Below are 20,227 nucleotides of genomic sequence, written 5' to 3' on the forward strand. Positions count from 1 at the left end.
ATGCCTCCCGTACCGACCCGCCTGCTGCCCGGCCGGCCAAATCCGCTGGGGGCGCACTGGGATGGGCTGGGCGTCAGTTTCGCGGTGTTCTCCGCCCATGCGGAGCGGATCGAGCTTTGCCTCTTCGATGCCGCAGGCCGCCGCGAACTGGCCCGCCTGCCCATGCCGGAATGCACCGACGAGGTCTGGCACGGCTACCTGCCGGAAGCGCGGCCGGGCCAGCTCTACGGCTACCGCGCCTATGGCCCCTACGAGCCGCGGCAGGGACATCGGTTCAACCCGCACAAGCTGTTGCTCGACCCCTATGCGCGGCAGATCTCGGGCGAGGTCCGCTGGTCCGACGCGCTCTTCGGCTACCGCCTTGGCGCCGGTCGCGCCGACCTGACCTTCGACCGCCGCGACAGCGCGCCGGCCATGCCGAAATCCGTCGTGGTGGATGACAGCTTCCATTGGGGCGACGACCGGCCGCCCTGCGTGCCCTGGGAACGGACGGTGATCTACGAGGCGCATGTGCGCGGCCTGACCATGCTGCGCGAGGACATTGCGCCTCGGGAGCGCGGCACCTTCGCCGCCCTCGCCGATCCTCGCTTCATCGAGCATCTCCAGCGCCTTGGAATTACGGCGCTGGAACTGCTGCCGATCCAGTCCTTCCTGCAGGACCGCTTCCTTGTTTCCAAGGGCCTGAAGAATTACTGGGGCTACTCGACCCTCGGCTTCTTCGCTCCCGAGCCGCGCTACCTCATTGAGCCCTGGATGCGGAACGAACTGAAGGTGGCCGTGCGCCGCCTGCATGCCGCCGGCATCGAGGTCATCATGGATGTGGTCTACAACCACACCTGCGAAGGCAGCGAGATGGGTCCGACGCTGTCCTGGCGCGGCTTCGACAACGCGTCCTACTACCGTGCGATGCCGGACGAGCCGCGCTATCTCATCAACGACACCGGCACCGGCAACACCATCAACATCAGCCATCCGCGTGTCCTGCAGATGGTGATGGACAGCCTGCGCTACTGGGTCGAGCAATACCATGTCGATGGCTTCCGCTTCGACCTCGGCACCATCCTGGGCCGTGAGCCGAGCGGCTTCGACCAGGGCAGCGGCTTCTTCGACGCCATCCGCCAGGACCCCGTGCTGTCGCGGGTGAAGCTGATCTCGGAACCCTGGGATATCGGCCCCGGCGGCTACCAGGTTGGCAACCACCCGCCCGGCTGGAGCGAGTGGAACGACCGCTACCGCGACGGCGTGCGTCGCTTCTGGCGCGGGGATAGCGCCATGCGCAGCGACCTTGCTGCCCGCCTCACCGGTTCCGCCGAGCTGTTCGACCGCCGCCGCCGCCGCCCCTGGGCAAGCGTGAATTTCCTGGCGAGCCACGACGGCTACACGCTGCACGACCTCAACGCCTACGAGCAGCGGCACAACGAGGCGAACGGCGAGGACAACCACGACGGCCATTCCCACAATCACAGCAACAATTGGGGCGTGGAGGGCGAAACGGACGATCCCGCGGTCAATGCTATCCGGCAATCCGTGGCGCGCGCCATGCTGGCGACGCTCTTCGCCTCCGCCGGCACGCCGATGCTGCTCGGCGGCGACGAGATAATGCGCACCCAGCTCGGCAACAACAACGCCTATTGCCAGGACAACGAGATCAGCTGGTTCGACTGGACCCGCGCCGCGACCGCGGAGGCGCAGGCCCTGCAACGCTTCACCGCCCGCTGCATCGCGCTGCGCCACCGCCTGCCGCCGCTCCGCCCGGCGATCTTCCTCCATGGCGGCGCCGAGGTGCGGCCCGGCTTCCGCGACACTGACTGGTTCGACCAGAACGGTCAGGCGATGATGCCTGAGGCATGGAACGAGCCCGAGGCCCGGACGCTGACACTCCGCCGCGCCACCGGGGCCGAGGATGGCAGCGTGGATGCCACGCTGCTGCTGCTCAACGCCGATGGCGCCGCACATGACTTCACCCTCCCGGCCCCCGCCATGGATTGGACCATCGTGCTCGACACCGCCAACCCCGAGGCCGAGGAGCTCCGCGCCGAGGGCGGGAGCGTGCCGGTCGCCGCCCATTCCGTCGTGCTGCTGGCAACGAGGCTTCCATCCATATGAGCGTAACCAATACATGGGGCGCCACCCTGCTTGCCCCCGACCGCACCCGTTTCCGCCTCTGGGCACCCGATGCCGACGAGGTCGGCCTCGAGATCGAAGGCCATTCCTCTCTGCCAATGCAAGCGGCAGGGGAGGGATGGTTCGAGGCCGAGGCCCCGGTCGGCCCCGGCGCCCGCTACCGCTTCCGCGTCAGCTCGGACCTCGCCGTGCCCGACCCCGCCTCGCGCCTCCAGGCCGGCGACGTGCATGACGCCTCGGTCGTGGTCGACGCGGCAGCCTATCGCTGGCGCAATGCCGAGTGGCGCGGCCGTCCATGGCACGAGACCGTCCTCTACGAGGTCCATGCTGGCGCCATGGGCGGCTTCGCCGGCGTCGAGGCCGCCCTCCCGCGCCTGAAGGAGCTTGGTGTCACCGCCATCGAGCTGATGCCGGTCAATGATTTCCCGGGGCGCCGGAACTGGGGCTATGACGGCGTGCTGCCCTACGCCCCCGACACCGCCTTCGGCACGCCGGACGAGCTGCGCTCGCTGGTCGATGCCGCACACGGGCTCGGGCTGATGATCTTCCTCGACGTCGTCTACAACCATTTCGGCCCGGACGGCGCCTATCTCCATGCCTATGCCAAGCGTTTCTTCGACGAGGGCATCCACACCCCCTGGGGTGCTGCCATCGACTTCCGGCAGGAGCCGGTGCGCGCCTTCTTCGAGGAGAATGCGCTTGCATGGCTGCGCGACTACCGCATCGACGGCCTTCGCTTCGACGCCGTCCACGCCATCTCCGAGGCGGACTGGCTCGACCTGCTGGCGACCCGCATCCGCAGCGAATTGCCCGACCGCCACGTTCACCTGGTTCTCGAGAACGAGCGCAATGCTGCCCGCCACCTCCGGCCCAAGGGCGGCTTTGATGCGCAGTGGAACGATGACGGCCACAATATTCTCCACCCGCTGCTGACCGGCGAGCGCGAGGGCTACTACGAAGATTTCTGTGACGATGGCGCGGAGAAGCTCGCAAAGGTCCTGGCCGAGGGCTTCCTGTTCCAGGGCCAGCTGTCCGGCCATCTCGGCGCGCCTCGCGGCGAGCCGACCGCGGGTCTGCCGCCCACCGCCTTCGTCCTGTTCCTGCAAAACCACGATCAGGTCGGCAACCGTGCCTTCGGCGAGCGCCTCGCGGCCCTGGCCGATCCACGCGCCCTCCAAGCCGCGACAGCGCTGCTGCTGCTCTGCCCGCAGATCCCGATGCTCTTCATGGGCGAGGAATGGGGCGCGACGGCGCCTTTCCTGTTCTTCACCGACCACAATGCGGAGCTTGCGCCGCTCGTCACCCAGGGACGGCGGAAGGAGTTCGCCAAATTCGCCGCCTTTCAGGATCCTGCGAAGCGCGAGACCATCCCCGACCCGAACGCCGAGAGCACCTTCCGCAACTCGATCCCGAACGTGGAGGAAGCGACCCATGCGCCGCATGATGCGGCGCTGGCCCTGCACCGCCGGCTGCTGACTTTGCGGCGGGAGCGGATCATGCCGCATCTTCCGGGTGCGAAGGCGCTCGGCGCCCAGGCTGTCGGGGCGGCGGCGGTGGTCGCCCGTTGGCGCCTGGGCGATGGCAGCACGCTGACCATCGCCTGCAATCTCGGCGCCGAACCCGCCCGCGCCACCGGCGAGGGCGAGGCTTTGTTCGAGAGCATGGCCGGCGCCGCCGGCACGCTTGCCACCGGCGAGTTGCCGGCGCGGTGCACGGTCGCGCTGCTCAGTCAAGGATGATGTCATGAGTGCCGATGACGAGTTGCGGGAGCTGGCGGAGGCCGCCGGCGTCGCTACCACCTGGCGCGACGTGCATGGCCGGTTGCAGGCCATCGCGCCGGAGACAATGCGTGCTGTCCTCACCGCCCTCGGCCTGCCCGAGGATGCGCGGGAGGCGCGCCACCTCCTGCGCGAGCTGGAAGGCCGCCTGCCGCCGCTGGTGACCGTGACGGTAGGGCCGGACGGCGTCGCCATCCCCGGCGCCCAGCCTGGCCATCGCTTCCAATTGCAGATCGAGGGCGGCGATCGAATCGAGGGCCGGCTGGAAACCGGATGGGGGGGCGAGGCGCGGCTGCCCGCCATCTCCACGCCCGGCTACCACCGCCTCACCCTCGATGGCGGCCATGCAACCATCGCCGCCGCCCCGCCCCGCTGCGTCACGCTGAACGACCTCGGAGCCGAGGTCCATAACGGCGCCGCGCCCTGGGCCCTTGCCGCGCAGATCTATTCGCTGCGCCGTCAGGGCGATGGTGGCATCGGCGATTTCGGCGGCGTCGCGGCCTTTGCCCATGCCGCCGGCCGCCGGGGCGCGGCGGCGCTGGCGATCAGCCCCGCCCACGCGCTGTTCAGTGCCGATCCCAGCAAGTACGGGCCCTACGCGCCCTCCAGCCGGATCATGCTGAACGTGCTGCACGCCGATCCGGCGGCCGCGCTCGGCACGGCTTCCGTGCTGCCGGCCGAGGATGCGCCGCTGATCGACTGGCCAGGGGCGACCGCGGCCAAGCTTGCCCAGTTCCGCGTGCTGTTCGACGCCGCCGCCGACCATCCGGGCTTCGTCGAGTACCGGCGTGAGGCCGGCCCCGCCCTTGAGGATCATGCCCGCTTCGAGGCGCTGCACGCGCATTTCTACGGCCAGTCGCCCGATCTCTGGCACTGGCGCAACTGGCCTGATGAGTACCGCACCCCGCAAAGCCCCGGCGTGCAGCGCTTCGCCCGGGAAAATGCGCGCGAGGTCGCCTTCCACGCCTTTTGCCAATGGCTGGCCGATGCTTCCCGTGGGGCGGCGCAGCAGGCGGCGCGCGAGGCCGGGATGCCGGTCGGCCTCATCGCCGACCTCGCCGTCGGCACGGATGGCGGCGGCAGCCATGCCTGGTCGCGCCAGCGGGAGATCCTGCCCGGCCTTTCGGTCGGCGCGCCGCCCGACATCTTCTCGCCGCTCGGCCAGGATTGGGGCCTCACCGCCTTCTCCCCGCTCGAGATGCGGATGGGCGGTTTCGGCGCCTTCACCGAGCTGTTGCAGGCGACCTTCCGCCATGCCGGCGGCCTGCGCGTCGACCACGCGATGGGCCTCGCGCGGCTTTGGGTGGTACCGCAGGGCCTCGGCCCTTCGGCCGGCGCCTATCTCCGCTACCCGATGCAGGACATGCTGCGCCTGCTGGCCCTCGAATCCCACCGCCACCAGGCCATCGTCATCGGCGAGGATCTCGGCACCTTGCCGGAGGGCTTCCAGGGCGAGATGGCGCGCGCCGGCATCCTCGGCATGCGCGTCCTCTGGTTCGAGCAGGAGCAGGACCGGAGCTTCCGCCCGCCGCATGGCTGGTCGCCCGACGCCGCGGCGATGACGACGACGCATGACCTGCCGACCATCACCGGCTGGTGGCGCGGCCTCGATATCGGCTGGCGCGATCGCCTGGGCCTCTTCCCCGAGGCCGACACGGCGAAGCAGGAGGAGGCCCGCCGCGCCGAGGACCGCAGCGCCCTCTGGGGTGCCTTCCTCGACAGCGGCGCCGCGACCGGCGACGAGCCCGTTCCCGAGGATGCCGAATCGGTAGTTGAGGCGGCCATCGCCCATACGGCAAGCGCCGCCTGCACCCTGGCCATCCTCCCCATCGAGGATGCGCTGGCCCTGCCGGAGCAGCCCAACCTGCCCGGCACCACCGAGGGCCATCCGAACTGGCAGCGCCGCATGCCCGGCGAAGCTGCCCATCTGTTGGACGATCCCGCGGTCGCCCGCCGCATCGAGATCCTTGCCCGCGCCCGACCTAAAGGAGAATGACGCTCGTGCCGATTCCACTACGGGCGACGGCCCGGCTTCAATTCCATGCCGGTTTCACCCTCGACGATGCCGTGCCCCTGGTGCCCTACCTGGCCCGGCTCGGCATCAGCCATCTTTATGCCTCGCCCATCCTGAAGGCGCGGCCCGGTTCCACCCATGGTTACGACATTGTCGACCATCGCCAGATCAACCCGGAACTGGGTGGCGAGCCGGCGCTGCGCCGGCTCTCGGCCGCGCTGAAGGAGGCCGGGCTCGGCCTCATCCTCGACATCGTGCCAAACCATATGGGCGTCGGCGGCGCCGACAATGAATGGTGGCTCGACGTGCTCGAGTGGGGCCGTCAGAGCCCCTTCGCCTCCTATTTCGACATCGACTGGGAGCCGCCGGACCGCTCGCTCTCCAGCCGCCTGCTCGCCCCCTTCCTCGGCGATCCCTATGGCGAGGTGCTCGCCTCCGGCAACCTCGTCCTGAAATTCGAGGCCAGTACCGGCCGCTTCTATGCCGAGTATTACGAGCACCGCTTCCCCATCGCGCCACAGCACTACCACCACATCCTCCAGGCTTCAGGGGAGCCGGGGCTGCAGGAGCTCGCCCTTGCCTTCGGCCGCATCGGCCTGCACCAGCGCGACCGCGCGCTCTCGCGGGGCGAGGCCTCCGCCTGCCGCGCCCGCCTCGCCGATGCGGCGGCGACCGAGGTCGGCCGCGCCGGCATCGCCCGTGCGCTCGCCGCTTTCGACGCGAATGAGGAGGCTGGCCGCCTCGCCCTGCATCGCCTGCTGGAGCGCCAGCACTACCGCCTTGCCTGGTGGCGTGCCGCGGCCGACGAGATCAACTGGCGCCGCTTCTTCGACATCACCTCTCTCGCCGGCCTCCGCGTCGAATTGCCGGAAGTCTTCGACGCCACGCATGAACTGGTGCTGAACCTTTATGCCGAAGGCACCATCGACGGCGTCCGCATCGACCATGTGGACGGTCTGGCCGATCCGCGCGGCTATTGCCGCAAGCTGCACCGCCGCATGGAGACGGTCCGCCCCGACCAGCCGCCGCTGATCTGGGTAGAGAAGATCCTCGCCCCCTTCGAGACGCTGCGCACCGACTGGATGGTGGACGGCACCACCGGCTACGACTTCATGGACGAGGCGAGCGGCGTGTTGCATGACCCGGCGGGGGAGGGGCCGCTGACCGCGCTCTGGACCGAGCAGACCCGCCGCACCGGCGAGTTCGAGGTCGAGGTGCGCGAGGCCAAGCGCCAGATCCTCCGCGACAACCTCGCCTCCGAGCTGAACGCGACGGCGGCCGCCCTCAAGCGCGTCGCCATGCGGGACCTCGTGACCCGCGACTTCACCCTGACGGCGCTGCGCCGCGCGCTGGCCGAGGTGCTGGTGCATTTCCCGATCTACCGGCTCTACATCACCTCCGGCGGCCGCAGCGCCGAGGACAAGCGCATTTTGGACTGGGCCATCGCCGGCGCCCGTCGCACCGTCCGCGCCACCGAGCGGCCCCTGCTGGAGCTGCTCGATGGCTGGCTCGGCGGCGAGCCGCCCCGCAGCCTGCCGCCCAACCAGCGGCGGGAGCGCCTCTCGGCCGCGGTGCGCTTCCAGCAGCTCTCCGCCCCGGCGACGGCGAAGAGCGTCGAGGACACCGCCTTCTACCGCTATGGGCGGCTGCTCTCGCGCAACGAGGTCGGTTCGGACCCGGGCCGCTTCGCCGTCACCCCCGCCGGCTTCCATGCAACGGCCAAGGCGCGGGTGAAGAACTTCCCGCGCGCCCTGCTGGCGACGGCGACGCATGATCACAAGCGCGGCGAGGATGTCCGCGCCCGCCTCGCTGTCCTCTCCGAGATTCCGGCCGAATGGTCCGGCGCGGTGCAGCGCTGGACGCGCCTCAACGCCTCGCTCCGCAAGACGCTGGACGATGGCGCGGCGCCGGGGATGAGCGCCCAGCTCATGCTCTACCAAACGCTCGTCTCCGCCTGGCCCCTCGGCCTCGCCGCGGATGACGAGGCGGGCGTCACGGCCTTCCTCGACCGCGTCGCCGCCTGGCAGGAGAAGGCGTTGCGCGAGGCCAAGCGCCGCACCGAATGGGCGGTGCCCAATGGGGACTACGAAGCCGCCTGCCGCGACTTCATCTTCGCTTGCATGGCCCCCGACCGTGCCAGCCACCTCCGCGACGAGGTCGCCGGCTTTGCCGCCCGCATCGCTCCGGCCGGGGCGGTGAACGGGCTCGCCCAGCTCCTCCTGCGCTGCACCGCGCCCGGCGTGCCCGATCTCTACCAGGGCACCGAGTTCTGGGACCTCAGCCTGGTCGATCCCGACAACCGACGCCCCGTCGATTACGCCGCCCGCCGCGAGAGCCTGGAGGCCGCCACCCCGCCCCAGGACCTCCTGCAGCACTGGCAGGACGGGCGGGTGAAGCAGGCCGTGCTCGCCCGCGCCCTTGCGGCCCGCGCCGAGCACGCTGCCCTCTTCGCCGGGGGCGACTACCAGCCCCTCGTCGTCGAGGGGCCCCTGGCGAGCCATGTCCTCGCCTTCGCCCGCAGCCACAAGGGCCGCTCGGTGATCGCCGTCGCCACCCGCCTGCCTGCGACGCTCATGGGCGACACGGCGCTTCCGCTCGTGCCGCAAGAGGAATGGCGCGGAACCGAACTCGTCCTGCCGCGTCCAGGTGGGGAACACGGCTGGCGGGATGCGTTGACCGGGGCGGTCCTCGGCGCGCCCGGGGGAGAAGCGGGGGATCGTCTACCCTTGGCCGAGATCCTCGCCCGCCTGCCGGTCGCGTTGCTGGAGGTGGGATGAGCCGCATCGTCGTCGTCTCCAACCGGGTGCCCGTCCCTGCCGGGAATTCCGGGCATGCCGGCGGACTTGCCGTTGCCCTGCTCGGGCTGATGCAGCGCCGCGGTGGCCTTTGGTTCGGCTGGAGCGGCGCCGTCACCGAAGAGACCGGCCCACCGGCCTTCTCCCGGCGCGGCGCCGTCGGCTATGCGACGCTCGACCTGACCGAGGCCGAGCATCGCGGCTACTACACCGGCTATTCCAACGGCGTGCTCTGGCCGATGCTGCATTCCCTGCCGCATCTGATGGCATTCCGCCGCCAGGACCTCGACACCTATCGCCGCGTCAACCAGCGCTTCGCCCACAACCTTGCGCCGCTGCTGGAGCAGGACGACCGCATCTGGGTGCATGACTACCACCTCTTCTCCCTGCCGGGCGCGCTGCGCAGCCAGGGGGTGCGGAACCCGACCGGCTTCTTCCTCCACGTTCCCTTCCCGGCGCCCGATGCGGCGGCCGTCGCACCCGGCATCCGGAGCTTGGTGCAGGATGTGCTGGCCTCGGACCTGCTCGGCTTCCAGACGGCCAGCGACCGCGACAACTTCGCCGCGACCGCCACCGAATTCGCCGGTGCCGTCCGCACCGGCGACCACCAGCTTGAACTCGGCGGCCGGCCGATCCGCCTCGGCGTCTTCCCTGCCGAGATTGCCGCCCGCGAGTTCGCCGCCACCGCCGCCGCGCAATCGGCCTTGGAGCCGGCCCGCCTGCTCGCCCGCTCGCTGCAGGGCCAGTCGCTCATCCTCGGCGTCGACCGGCTCGACCCGACCAAGGGCCTACCGGAGCGGCTGGAAGCCTTCCGCCGCGTCATCGCCCGCCGTCCGGCCCGCAGCGCGACCATGCTGCAGATCGCAGCCCCGTCGCGCGAAGACGTGCTGGCCTATCGCCGCCTCCGTCAGGAAGTCGACAGCGCCGCTGGTTCCATCAACAGCGAATTCGGCGAGCCGGACTGGCTGCCACTGCGCCTCCTCGCCCGCCCGCAGACGCGCGACACGGTGGCCGGCTTCATGCGCCTCGCCCGGGTCTGCCTGGTGACCCCGATCCGTGACGGGATGAACCTCGTCGCCAAGGAGTTCATCGCCGCCCAGGACCCGAGCGACCCCGGCGTGCTCGTTCTTTCGCGCTTCGCCGGCGCCGCCGCCCAGCTCTCCTCCGCCTTGCTGGTCAATCCGCATGACGCCGAGGGCATGGCGGAGGCGCTGACCTGCGCCCTCGACATGCCGCGTGCCGAACGCCTTGAGCGTTGGCTTGCTGCCTGGGAAGCGATCGCCGGCGCCTCGCCCGAGGGATGGGGCGAGGATTTCCTTCGCGCCCTTGCACCGGGCGACCTCGCCGGACTGCCCGCCGCGGGTAGCGCCTGAGCCGTTGCCATGCCAACCTGACCGCCGGACCCGGCACCAAAAGGCCGGGCGGATGGGGAGGGAAGGCCATGGCTTCAGGGATCACCCGCCGGGGTGCGCTCCTCGGCGGCGCGTTGCTCGCGGCGCCCGCCATCGCGCACGGGCAAGGCACGCGCGCACTTCGCTTCGGTCATGTCCAGCCACCCGAGGGCGAGATCAACCGTGGCATCCTCCGGGCCGCGGAACTGCTGAAGGAGCGCTCCGGCGGCCGGTTCAGGATCGATAACTTCCCCTCCTCCCAGCTGGGCGGCGAGCGGGACATGCTGAGCCAGGTCTCCTCGGGCACGCTCGACCTCTGCATCACCGGCCCGGGCGTGCTTGGCTCCTGGGTTCGCCCGCTCTCCATTTTGGAAAGCCCGTTCCTCACCCGCGACTTCGCGCAGTTGCAGCGGATGTTCGAGCATCCGGCGGTGCAGGCGATGCGCCGCCAGCTCGCCGAGCAGCGCAGCATGCGTGTGCTCGCCCCCTGGTATTATGGCACCCGCCAGCTGACCACGCGCGACCGGCCCGTCCGCCTGCCCGAGGAATTGAAGGGCCTCAAGATCCGCGTGCCCGAGGCGCCGCTCTTCCTCGACATGATGCGGACGCTCGGCGCCGCGCCGACGCCCATGTCGCTCGGCGAGGTTTATCTCTCGCTGCAGACCGGCGTCATCGACGGGCAGGAGAACCCGCTGCCCACCATCGCCGCGAACAAGTTCATGGAAGTCCAGAAATACGTGAACCTGACAGGGCATATCCTTGTCCCGCTGGTGCCTGTGCTGAGCGAGCAGACATGGGCGGCCCTGCCGCCCGCCGACCGCGACATGCTGGTCGCCGCGCTGGCCGAGGGCGGCGCCCTCGGCGGCCAGCTCACCCGTGAGAGCGAGCAGCGCCTGCGTGGCGAGTTCGAAGCGCGCGGCACGATCTTTGTCGACAGCGACCGCGCCGCCTTCCAGCGCGCCCTGGGCCCCATGTACGCCCGTTACGAGGAGGTCTGGGGCCGCGGCGTCCATGCCGCGCTGCAGGCGCTGTGAGGCTGCTGCGCCGGGCCGATGAGGCCCTTTCCGTCCTGCTCGGCGTCGCGCTCTTCGCCGTGCTGATCTGGCAAGTGGTGACGCGCTACCTGCTTGGCGACCCGAGCGCTTATACGGAGGAGGCGGCGCGGTACCTCTATGTCGGCGTCGTCTTCTTCGGCGCCGCGGCGGCGGTCGGCGACCGCAGCCATATTGGCATGCCCTTCCTGGTGGAGCGCCTGTCGCCTGGCCCGCGCCTCGCCGTCTCGCTGTTGACCCAGGCGCTGACGCTCGCCTTCTGCGCCGCCATCATCCTCTGGGGCTGGCGCGCCGCCGCCCGCGAATGGGACCTGCCGAGCATGGCCATGGAAATCCCGACCGGGCTGGTGCTGGCCATCATCCCGGCCAGCGCCGCCATCATGGCCGTGCGGACGCTCGCCTGCATGGCCGAGGATGTCCGCGCCTTCCGCCGCGGCGAGGTGCTGACCGCCTCCGCCGCCCGGGATTTCTAGGGATGCTCGGTTTCTTCGGTGCCTGGCTCGGCCTGGTGGTGCTGGCCCAGCCCGTCGCCTTCGCCCTCGGCGTCGTCGCCGTCGGCTGGCTGATGCTGGAAGGCGCGCCGATGATCACCGCGCCGCAGCGCCTCATGGCCGGCGCCGACAACTTCGCTCTGCTCGCCGTGCCCTTCTTCGTCCTCGCCGGCAACCTGATGAACACATCGGGCGTCACGGACCGCATCTACGGCTTCGCCTCCGCCATGGTCGGGCATTTCCGCGGGGGGCTGGGGCATGTGAACATCCTCGGCTCGGTGATCTTCTCCGGCATGTCGGGCAGTGCCGTCGCCGATGCCGGCGGACTCGGCGCGCTCGAGATCAAGGCCATGGTGAAGGAGGGCTACCGGCCGGAATTCGCAGGCGCCCTGACGGCCGCCTCCTGCGTCGTCGGGCCGATCATCCCGCCCTCAATCCCGCTCGTCCTTTATGCGGTGATCTCCAACACCTCGATCGGCCGGCTTTTCCTCGGCGGCATCGTCCCCGGCCTCGTCATCGGCGCGGCGCTGATGCTCTATGTCTGGTACGTGGCGGGGAAGGAGGGCTTCCCGCGTGGCCGCCGCCACACATGGGCAGAGCGCGGTCAAGCCGCCGCCCGCGCCTTCCTCCCCCTGCTGACGCCGGCGATCATCCTCGGCGGCATGTTCGGCGGCATCTTCACCGCGACCGAGGCCGCCGCCGTCGCCGCCCTTTATGCCCTGCTGCTCGGCACCGTGGTCTACCGCGAGCTTGGCTGGCGCCAGCTCGTCCAGGTCTTCCGCGAGAGCATGAACACCACGGCGACGGTCGCCTTCATCGTCTGCGCCGCGACGCTGTTCAACTGGGTCCTGGCCCGTGAGAGGGTGCCTCAGCAGGTGGCGGAACTCCTGCTCGGCGTCACCGACGATCCGATGCTGATGCTGCTGCTCATCAACCTGTTGCTCTTCTTCCTCGGCATGTTCATGGAGGCGCTGGCCATCATGGTGCTGACCGTGCCCGTGCTGATGCCGGTGGTGACGCAGCTCGGCATCGACCCGGTGCATTTCGGCATGGTCATCACCCTGAACCTGATGCTTGGCCTGCTGCACCCGCCGATGGGCATCGGCCTCTTCGTCGTGGCGAAGGTCGGCAACATCCCCTACGGCAAGCTGGCCTGGGCGACGCTGCCCTTCTTCATCCCGTTGATCGGCGCCCTCATCCTGCTGACCGTCTTCCCGCAGATCACCCTGGTGCTTCCGAACCTGGTCTACGGCTCCTAGACTGATCCTCCGGCAGGCAACCCGGAGGAGAAGGCGGATGGCTGACTACGATCTCGTGGTGCGCGGCGGGCAGGTGGCCAGCGGCTTCGGCACCATGCGCTGCGACATCGGCATTCGCGGCGGCCGCATCGTGGCGCTCGCCGAAAGCATTGCGGATGGCACGGCGACGCTCGATGCCGGCGGCCTGCTGGTCCTGCCCGGTGGCGTCGACAGCCATTGCCACATCGAGGAGCCGGCCCGCGGCGGCTATGTCGGCACCGGCGGCGACCTCGCGGTCACGGTGAACGAGGAGAGCTTCCGCACCGCCAGCACCTCCGCCTTCGCCGGCGGCACCACCAGCGTCGTCTGCTTTGTCCCGCAGTGGAAGGGCGAGGGCATCCTCCCCCGCCTCGCCGATTACGAGCAGCGCGCGGCGAAGGGGATGCTCGACTACAGCTTCCACCAGATCATCAGCGACCCGACCGACGAGGTGCTGGAGCGCGAGGTGCCGCAAATCGTGGCCCGCGGCATTCGCAGCCTCAAGGTATTCCTCACCTACGAGCCGCTGCACCTCAGCGACGAGCAGTTCCTCAAGGTACTGGTGACGGCCCGCCGCCATGGCTGCCTCGTCACCGTCCATTGCGAGAACTACGCTGCCATCAAGTGGCGGACCGAGATGCTCATCAAGGCCGGCATGACCGCGCCGAAATACCATGCCTGGTCCCGCCCCATCGTCGTCGAGCGCGAGGCGACGCACCGCGCCATCGCCCTGGCCGAACTCGTGGACCAGCCCATCCAGGTCTTCCATGTCAGCTGCGCCGAGGCGGCGGAGGAAATCGCCCGCGCCCAGCATCGCGGCCTCAAGGTCTGGGGCGAGACCTGCCCGCAATACCTGACGCTCACCGCCGCCGACATGGACCGCCCCGGCTTCGAGGGCGCCGCCTATATGTGCTCGCCCAGCCCGCGCACGGTCGAGGAACAGGGCCGCGTCTGGGAGATGATCCGCCGCGGCACGCTTGACGTCGTCTCCTCCGACCACTGCGGCTTCTCGATGGGCGGCGAGGCGGGCAAGGCGGCGAATGGCCGCGACGCCCCCTTCCGCGACATCCCGAACGGCATCCCCGGCCTCGCCGCCCGGCTGCCGATCCTGTTCAGCGAGGGGGTGTCGAAGGGCCGCATCACCCTCGACCACTTCGTGCGGCTGACGGCGACCAACCCGGCCCGGCTGATGGGCCTCGCCCCGCGCAAGGGCGTCATCGCCATCGGCGCCGACGCCGACCTCGCCCTGTGGGATCCGAAGAAGAAGGCGGTCATTAAGAATCCGTTGATGCAACATGCTATCGACTACACTCCCTACGAAGGGCTGGAAGTCACCGGTTGGCCGGTGGCGACGATCCGGCGGGGGGAGGTCGTGATGCGCGATGGTGTGGTGCAGGCCGAACCGGGCAGCGGGCAGTTCCTGCCCCGCGGCGCTTACGACTTCATCGCCCCGCGGGGCGTGCTGGCGAACGGCTTCGACGCCGCCCCCGCGCCGTCATGATCCCCTCGGAGCCGGACTACACCGCCTATAACGCGGCCGACGAGCCCTGGCGCATCGCCCGCCTCATCCGCACCGATGGCCGCGTCCGCGAGCTGCTGAGGATCATGACGGCGGAGTCCCCCGTCGGCGAGGGCAGCGAGGGCGAACGCATCTGGGCCGCCCATGTCATCCGCCTGCATGACGAGCGCGGCCTGCTGGAGGCGCACTGCACCGCTGCCCTCGGCGGCTCCGGCTGGCTGCCGGTCATCGCCCTGGCGCTGGCCCGCGCCTGGGACGGCGAGGACGAACAGGCCATCGCCTTTCTCGTCGAGGGCGAGACGCTTCCCTGGCCGCTGGACTCGATCCTGCTGGCGCCCTGAGCCTCAGCCATCCTCCACCGCGGGCCGGCCGGTGACGAAGCGCCAATGGTGCCAGAGCAGCCGCGCGGCAAGCGAGCGCCAGGGCCTCCAGCCCTCGGCCAGCACGGCGAGCGCCTTCGGCCCTGGCCGTGCCGGCAGGCCAAGCAGATGCGCCGCGCTCGCCGCCAATGCGAGGTCGCCGGCGGGGAAGACATCCGGCCGTTGCTCGGCGAAGAGCAGATGGACCGCCGCCGTCCAGGGGCCGAGGCCCTTCACTGCCGCGATATGGGCAACCGCCTCCGCATCGCTCATCGCGGGTAGGGCGATGAAGTCGAGCCGGCCTTCGATGCAGGCCGCAGCGAGCGAGCGGGCATGCGCCGCCTTGGGGCGGGAGAGGCCGGCGATGCCGCAGAGCGTCGCATCATCCATCGCCAGCAGCCCGGCGGGATCGAGCGCGCCGGGCAGGGCCGCGAGCCGGCGCCAGATGGCCGCCGCGGCCTGGTTGCTAATCTGCTGGCCGCAGATGGCGCGGAGCAGGCCAGGGAAGCCGGGCTGTCGGGTGCGCCAGGGAAGCGGCCCGGCCGCCGCCTCGATCGCGCCGAGGCGCGGGTCGGCAGCGGCCAGGGCCGCGAGCCCTTCCCTCGCCCAGGGGGGTGGGGCGGGGAAGGGTGGCGGGAATGGGGAGGAGGGTGGGACCATCCCCGCCGCCTATACCCATCGGCGACCGGGATGGGGAAGCCGGCCGCCTGGGCTTCCCTGAAGCTGCGCCCTGGACGTTACTGCCGGAAGGCCCCAGGCGTGGCGAAATGCAACGGCATGCAACCAGGGCGGCTTTGGCAACCTGGCGCAACAACATCCTGCTCGGAATGGCGCGGGGCGCGCTATGTTACGAGGACCATGGAACCCCAGCCTCATATCCTGGTCGTCGATGATGACCGTGAGATCCGTGACCTTCTCTCGAAATTCCTCGAGCGACAGGGCATGCGCGTCGCCGCCGCCCGGGATGCGAAGGAGGCCCGCCGCCTCTGGCCGCTCGGCCGCTACCATCTGGTGGTGCTCGACCTCATGCTGCCCGGGGAAAGCGGCCTCGACTTCGCCAAATGGCTTCGCGCACAAGGCGACGTGCCGATCGTCATGCTGACCGCCATGGCGGATGAAACGGACCGCATCGTCGGGCTCGAGCTCGGTGCCGATGACTATCTCAGCAAGCCCTTCAACCCACGGGAGCTGCTGGCGCGGGTGCGGGCCGTGCTGCGCCGCGCCTCGGGCGAGGCAGGGGCGCCATCGGCGGCGCCGGCCAAGTCCATCCGCTTCGGCGGCTGGACGCTGGAGCCGTCGCGGCGCCGCCTGCTCAACCCGGACGGGGCCGAGGTGCCTCTCACGGGCGGCGAATATGAGCTGCTGCAGGTGCTGGTGGAGCGGCCGAACCGCGTCCTCACCCGCGACATGCTGATGGACCTGCTGCGCGGCCGCCAGGCGGGCCCTTTCGACCGGGCGATCGACGTCGCCGTCTCCCGGCTGCGGCGAAAGCTCGAGGATGACGGGCGCAACCCGAGCCTCATCAAGACGGTGCGCGGCGGCGGCTATGTGCTGGCCGCGACGGTGGAGCGCAGTTGAGCGCCACTTCCCCGACCGCGCCCTGGCGCTTCTGGCCGCGAAGCCTCGCCGGGCGGACGGCCCTCGTCCTGCTGCTGGCGCTCACCGCCGTCCAGGCGGCGGGGCTGACCATCCATGCGCTCGACCGCGTCGACCTCCAGCGCTTCGCCCAGGCGCGGGAGATCTCGGCGCGGTCGATCAGCGCCTGGCGCACGGTCATCCTCGCGCCGGCGGACCGGCGCGGGCAGATGCTGGCTGAGCTGGAGCTGCCGCAGGGGCTGGAGGCGACGCTCGACGAGAAGCCGCTCGCCCGGCTGGACCAGCCGCCGGTCCCGCCGCCCATCGCGCGGATGCTGCGGCTGGAGCAGCTCATAAGCGGATCGCCGCGCTTCCGCCCGCGCGAGGTGCTGACCTCCTGGGGCGAGCGCGGGCCGCTCTTTTTCGTCAGCCTCCGCCTGCCGAGCGGGGAGTGGCTGAACCTCCGCATCACCTTGCCGCCGCCGCGGCCCTGGCATTCGGAAACCTTCCTCATCGCCTTCTTCGCCATGACGCTGGCGGCGGGGTTGCTGATCAATTGGGCCGTGCGGCGGCTGACCCGGCCGGTGCGGCTGCTGGCCGAGGCGGCGGAGCGGCTGGGACGCGATGTCAACGCGCCTCCCATGCCGGAGCGCGGCCCGACCGAGGTGGCCAAGGCGGCGCATGCCTTCAACACCATGGCGGAGCGCATCCGCCGCTTCGTCGGCGACCGGACGCAGATGCTGGCGGCCATCGGCCACGACCTGCGGACGCCGATCACCCGGCTGCGCCTCCGCGCGGAGTTCATGGACGACGACGAGCAGCGGCGGAAGATGCTGGCCGATCTCGACGAGATGGAGGCGATGGTGGCGGCAACCCTCGCCTTCGCCCGCGACGATTCGACAGGTGAGCCGACCGTGGCGCTCGACCTCGCCGCGCTTTGCCGCACGGTGCTGGACGAGGCGGCGGATGCGCGGCCGGACCTCGCCGAGGCGATCGGCTATCGCGGGCCGGAGCGGCTGGTGGTCCAGGCGCGACCGGTGGCGCTGAAGCGGGCGCTCGCCAATCTGGTCGGCAATGCGCTGGCCTATGGCGGGGCGGCGCGGCTGGCGCTGACCGGACCTGAGGCGCCAGGAGGGCCAGGGGCGGGCGTGGTGCGGCTGGCGGTGGAGGATGAGGGGCCAGGTATCCCGGACGACCAGCTGGAGGCGGTGTTCCAGCCCTTCCGGCGGCTGGAGGCGAGCCGGAACCGGGAGACGGGCGGGACAGGGCTCGGCCTGCCGATCGCGCGCAACATCTTCCGGGCGCATGGCGGGGATGTGGTGCTGCGGAACCGCGAGGGGGGCGGGCTGCTGGCGCTGGCGACGCTGCCGGGATAGGCGACGATCCGGCAGCTTTCTGACAAACCCTCCCGATCGGCTGGCGGAGCTCGCTTGACGCGGATGGAATTGTCAAAGAACAAGGAATATGATCCTATACAGGCCGGTGCGGAAAAGCAAGGACAGCGGGAAACCAGCGGCCCGCCCGCGCGTCGCCTGTGCATGGAGGATGATGCCGCGCCGCCCATGGTGGAACTGATCGAGGGGCGCCTCGAACGGCTCGGCCTGACCCCGGAGGAGGCGAGCCGCGCCGCCGGCCTGCAGCCCGATTTCCTCGACCGGCTGCGCGAGGGGCGGGTGGCGGTGCCGCGGGGCGACCGGCTGCGGCGGCTGGCCGAGGCCCTCTCCACGTCCGTCTCCTATCTCGTCGGGCTTGACCCGGACGTGCCGCCGCCGGCCGAGTGGCTGGAGGAGGAACAGGGCTCGCTCGGCCTGCTCGCCGGCGACGAGGAGGGGTTGCTGCGGGCCTATCGGAAGCTGGAATTCAGCGCCAAGGCGGCGGTGCTGCTGGTGGTGCGCAGAATGGCCGGGCCGGAGGAGGCGCCGGATGCCGTGCCGGCGAAGCAGGTGAAAGGCCGTCGCTGAAGCAAGCTCCGGTCAGCTGCTTCGGCCTGATCGGAGGTCACTATGGCAGGCTCATGCCGATGGAGCCGGTGACCGAGGGATAATCGAATCAGGTCCGGCCATGACGGTGGGGATGGGCGGCCAGGGACGATATCGGCAAGCCAGCCGTAATGGTAGCGGCATTGGGCGATCTCGATCCGCCGGGTCTCGCCCCTGCCAGGCGGCGATATCGCGCTTGGAGAGGATCACCGCATTGCCCTTGCCGCCGCAGCGGTGACCAGCAGAGGGGCGGCGCTGTCCACCGCCTCGTCCATGTCGCGGGCGAGGTTGTCGCGCAGCCCGGTAAAGGAAATCCGAGGCAAGGACCCCCGCCTCCACGTACAAGTGTGGCACGTCGCTGTGGCGGGCAGGCCTCGGCCTATTCGATGCGGATGCCGGCCTGGCGGATGAGGGCGCCGTAGCGCTCGGCATCGCGGTTCAGCAGGGCGGCGGCCTCGGCGCTGGTGCCGCCGCCGGGGATGAAGCCGGCTTCGCGGATGCGCGGGCGCAGCACTGGGTCGGCGAGGGCGGTGCCGAGGGCGGCGGCCCAGCGGTCGCGGATCGGTGCCGGCAGGCCGGCGGGGCCCATCAGCATGTACCAGACATTGGCGTCGAAGCCGGGGAAGCCGCTCTCGGCGACGGTCGGCAAGTCGGGCAGCCAGTCGATGCGCTCGGGCATGGTCGTCGCCAGCGCCCGGACCCGCTCGCCGCGGATATGCGGCAGGTAGGTCGGGAAGGTGTCGATGGCAAGGTCGATGCGCCCGGCGAGAATCTCGTTCACCGCCTGGCCGGTGCCGCGAAAGGGCACATGGGTCATCCGGATGCCGGCCGCCATGGCGAGCAGCTCAGCCGCCAGATGCTGCTGAGTGGCGACGCCGGACGAGGAGTAGTTCAGCCCGCCGGGGTTCTCGCGGGCACGGGCGATGAGGCCGGCGAGGTCGCGGGCGGGGGAAGCGAGCGGCACCACCGCGACCAGGGGGACGGTGGCGGCGAGGGCGATGGCCGTCTGGTCGCGGTGGATGTCGAAGGGAGGCGGCGTCATCTGCGGCGGCACGACGGCGGAGGCGCTGACGGTGCTCATCAGCACGGTATGGCCATCCGGCGCGGCGCGGCTGTTGACCTGCGCGGCGATGGTGCCGCTGGCGCCCGGCCGATTCTCCACGGCGATGGGGACGCCAAAGGCCTGTTGCAGGGCAGGGGCGACGAGGCGGGCGATGATGTCCGTGCCGCCGCCCGGGGCGAAGCCGACCAGCAGAGTGATGGAGCGGCTCGGCTGCCAGTCGGACTGGGCACGGGCGAGGGCGGGCAGGGCGAATGGTGCGGCCAGCAGGCTGCGGCGGCTGGGCATGGCGGTTTCCTCCAGGCTTTTGCCGATGGATACCGCAGCCGGCGGGACCTGGATATGCCAAGGGACGGCCCCCTTGCGGAGGCCGGCCCCCGAGCGTTCAGGCGAGGCGGGAGATCAGCCGCCGCCGCCGCTCTGCGGGTTGTTGCTGGTACCGCCGCCGCCAGGGCCCGAGCCGGGACGGATGGCGCCGCCCGGGGTCAGCGGGCTGCCGCCGGTGCCGGCGCCGAGGCCAGGCGGGTTGGCCATGCCCGGAGGCGGCGCGCCGCGGCCGCTCGGCATCACGCCGCGATCGGCATTGCCGGGCGTGCCGGTGCCGGCGGTGACGCCGCCGCCCGGCTGCGGCAGGGTGCCGGGCGCGTTCGGTACGGCATTCGGGCTGGTGGTGCTGGTCTGGGCATGGGCGTCGACCATGCCGACCGTGGCCAGGCCGGCCAGGGCGGCGGTGATGATAGCGATGCGTCGCATGGGGCTTTCCCTCCTCGTGACGTGTGTGTCACGGAGAAAGCGCAACTGCGGCGTCCCGGT

At 70.7% G+C, this 20,227-nt stretch carries 16 protein-coding genes; 13 read left to right on the forward strand and 3 right to left on the reverse strand.

Annotated elements, in window-relative coordinates; all coding sequences use genetic code 11:
- The 10 genes from glgX (at position 1) to LH62_RS17350 (ending at position 14,782) form a co-directional block, all read left to right on the forward strand.
- Positions 1–2,106 carry a glycogen debranching protein GlgX gene (gene glgX / locus LH62_RS17305; RefSeq protein ID WP_043363325.1) on the forward strand — a complete coding sequence of 702 codons (2,106 nt, stop codon included), beginning with the start codon at positions 1–3 and terminating at the stop codon, positions 2,104–2,106.
- Positions 2,103–3,863, forward strand: coding sequence for a malto-oligosyltrehalose trehalohydrolase (gene treZ / locus LH62_RS17310; protein WP_043363327.1), 1,761 nt, complete (start codon positions 2,103–2,105; stop codon positions 3,861–3,863). The genes glgX and treZ overlap by 4 nt, the downstream gene beginning before the upstream one ends.
- Before the next feature lie 4 nt (positions 3,864–3,867).
- The gene (malQ, locus tag LH62_RS17315) at positions 3,868–5,898 is read left to right on the forward strand and encodes a 4-alpha-glucanotransferase (protein ID WP_043363328.1); all 2,031 of its coding nucleotides are present in this window, start codon (positions 3,868–3,870) and stop codon (positions 5,896–5,898) included.
- A complete protein-coding gene (gene treY, locus LH62_RS17320; RefSeq protein ID WP_043363329.1) occupies positions 5,895–8,693 on the forward strand; it encodes a malto-oligosyltrehalose synthase in 2,799 nt (932 codons plus the stop codon). The genes malQ and treY overlap by 4 nt, the downstream gene beginning before the upstream one ends.
- Positions 8,690–10,084, forward strand: coding sequence for a trehalose-6-phosphate synthase (locus LH62_RS17325; RefSeq protein ID WP_043363330.1), 1,395 nt, complete (start codon positions 8,690–8,692; stop codon positions 10,082–10,084). The genes treY and LH62_RS17325 overlap by 4 nt, the downstream gene beginning before the upstream one ends.
- A 68-nt stretch (positions 10,085–10,152) precedes the next feature.
- Positions 10,153–11,136: a sialic acid TRAP transporter substrate-binding protein SiaP gene (locus LH62_RS17330; RefSeq protein WP_052214623.1), complete on the forward strand. Its 984-nt coding sequence runs from the start codon at positions 10,153–10,155 to the stop codon at positions 11,134–11,136.
- Positions 11,133–11,627, forward strand: coding sequence for a TRAP transporter small permease (locus LH62_RS17335; RefSeq protein WP_043363331.1), 495 nt, complete (start codon positions 11,133–11,135; stop codon positions 11,625–11,627). The genes LH62_RS17330 and LH62_RS17335 overlap by 4 nt, the downstream gene beginning before the upstream one ends.
- 2 nt (positions 11,628–11,629) lie before the next feature.
- On the forward strand, positions 11,630–12,904 hold the full coding sequence (locus LH62_RS17340; protein ID WP_043363333.1) for a TRAP transporter large permease: 1,275 nt from the start codon (positions 11,630–11,632) through the stop codon (positions 12,902–12,904).
- A gap of 37 nt (positions 12,905–12,941) precedes the next feature.
- A complete protein-coding gene (hydA, locus tag LH62_RS17345; protein WP_043363334.1) occupies positions 12,942–14,423 on the forward strand; it encodes a dihydropyrimidinase in 1,482 nt (493 codons plus the stop codon).
- Entirely contained in the window at positions 14,420–14,782 is a 363-nt protein-coding gene (locus tag LH62_RS17350; protein ID WP_043363335.1) for a hypothetical protein, read from the forward strand. Before hydA ends, LH62_RS17350 begins: the two co-directional genes overlap by 4 nt.
- A gap of 3 nt (positions 14,783–14,785) precedes the next feature.
- Here the strand turns inward: LH62_RS17350 and LH62_RS17355 are convergent, their stop codons facing one another.
- Complete coding sequence (locus LH62_RS17355) at positions 14,786–15,460, reverse strand: DNA-3-methyladenine glycosylase (RefSeq protein ID WP_082012627.1); 675 nt, start codon at positions 15,458–15,460, stop codon at positions 14,786–14,788.
- Between the two features lie 198 nt (positions 15,461–15,658).
- On the opposite strand from LH62_RS17355, the gene LH62_RS17360 reads away from it, so the two are divergent.
- The 3 genes from LH62_RS17360 to LH62_RS17370 all read left to right on the forward strand — a co-directional run bounded on the left by LH62_RS17360 (position 15,659) and on the right by LH62_RS17370 (position 18,336).
- Positions 15,659–16,378, forward strand: coding sequence for a response regulator (locus LH62_RS17360; RefSeq protein WP_043363336.1), 720 nt, complete (start codon positions 15,659–15,661; stop codon positions 16,376–16,378).
- Positions 16,375–17,751: an ATP-binding protein gene (locus LH62_RS17365; RefSeq protein WP_043363338.1), complete on the forward strand. Its 1,377-nt coding sequence runs from the start codon at positions 16,375–16,377 to the stop codon at positions 17,749–17,751. Before LH62_RS17360 ends, LH62_RS17365 begins: the two co-directional genes overlap by 4 nt.
- A 186-nt stretch (positions 17,752–17,937) precedes the next feature.
- Positions 17,938–18,336 carry a helix-turn-helix transcriptional regulator gene (locus LH62_RS17370; RefSeq protein WP_236552569.1) on the forward strand — a complete coding sequence of 133 codons (399 nt, stop codon included), beginning with the start codon at positions 17,938–17,940 and terminating at the stop codon, positions 18,334–18,336.
- 397 nt (positions 18,337–18,733) lie between these two features.
- Here LH62_RS17370 and LH62_RS17375 read toward each other — a convergent pair whose 3' ends face one another.
- Positions 18,734–19,702 carry a tripartite tricarboxylate transporter substrate binding protein gene (locus tag LH62_RS17375; protein WP_043363339.1) on the reverse strand — a complete coding sequence of 323 codons (969 nt, stop codon included), beginning with the start codon at positions 19,700–19,702 and terminating at the stop codon, positions 18,734–18,736.
- A 114-nt stretch (positions 19,703–19,816) separates the two neighbouring features.
- Positions 19,817–20,167 (reverse strand): hypothetical protein, encoded by a 351-nt coding sequence (locus tag LH62_RS30370; protein WP_052214625.1) that lies wholly within the window; start codon positions 20,165–20,167, stop codon positions 19,817–19,819.
- Positions 20,168–20,227: the final 60 nt, after the last annotated feature.

Source organism: Belnapia sp. F-4-1 (assembly GCF_000802185.1).
GTDB lineage: Bacteria > Pseudomonadota > Alphaproteobacteria > Acetobacterales > Acetobacteraceae > Belnapia.

Coding starts and splice junctions, on each gene's coding strand:
- glgX (WP_043363325.1), top strand. CDS start 1: ATGCCTCCCGTACCGACCCGCCTGCTGCCCGGCCGGCCAAATCCGCTG.
- LH62_RS17350 (WP_043363335.1), top strand. CDS start 14,420: ATGATCCCCTCGGAGCCGGACTACACCGCCTATAACGCGGCCGACGAG.
- LH62_RS17375 (WP_043363339.1), bottom strand. CDS start 19,702: ATGCCCAGCCGCCGCAGCCTGCTGGCCGCACCATTCGCCCTGCCCGCC.
- treY (WP_043363329.1), top strand. CDS start 5,895: ATGACGCTCGTGCCGATTCCACTACGGGCGACGGCCCGGCTTCAATTC.
- LH62_RS17330 (WP_052214623.1), top strand. CDS start 10,153: ATGGCTTCAGGGATCACCCGCCGGGGTGCGCTCCTCGGCGGCGCGTTG.
- LH62_RS17340 (WP_043363333.1), top strand. CDS start 11,630: ATGCTCGGTTTCTTCGGTGCCTGGCTCGGCCTGGTGGTGCTGGCCCAG.
- LH62_RS17370 (WP_236552569.1), top strand. CDS start 17,938: ATGGTGGAACTGATCGAGGGGCGCCTCGAACGGCTCGGCCTGACCCCG.
- hydA (WP_043363334.1), top strand. CDS start 12,942: ATGGCTGACTACGATCTCGTGGTGCGCGGCGGGCAGGTGGCCAGCGGC.
- treZ (WP_043363327.1), top strand. CDS start 2,103: ATGAGCGTAACCAATACATGGGGCGCCACCCTGCTTGCCCCCGACCGC.
- LH62_RS30370 (WP_052214625.1), bottom strand. CDS start 20,167: ATGCGACGCATCGCTATCATCACCGCCGCCCTGGCCGGCCTGGCCACG.
- malQ (WP_043363328.1), top strand. CDS start 3,868: ATGAGTGCCGATGACGAGTTGCGGGAGCTGGCGGAGGCCGCCGGCGTC.
- LH62_RS17325 (WP_043363330.1), top strand. CDS start 8,690: ATGAGCCGCATCGTCGTCGTCTCCAACCGGGTGCCCGTCCCTGCCGGG.
- LH62_RS17360 (WP_043363336.1), top strand. CDS start 15,659: ATGGAACCCCAGCCTCATATCCTGGTCGTCGATGATGACCGTGAGATC.
- LH62_RS17355 (WP_082012627.1), bottom strand. CDS start 15,460: ATGGTCCCACCCTCCTCCCCATTCCCGCCACCCTTCCCCGCCCCACCC.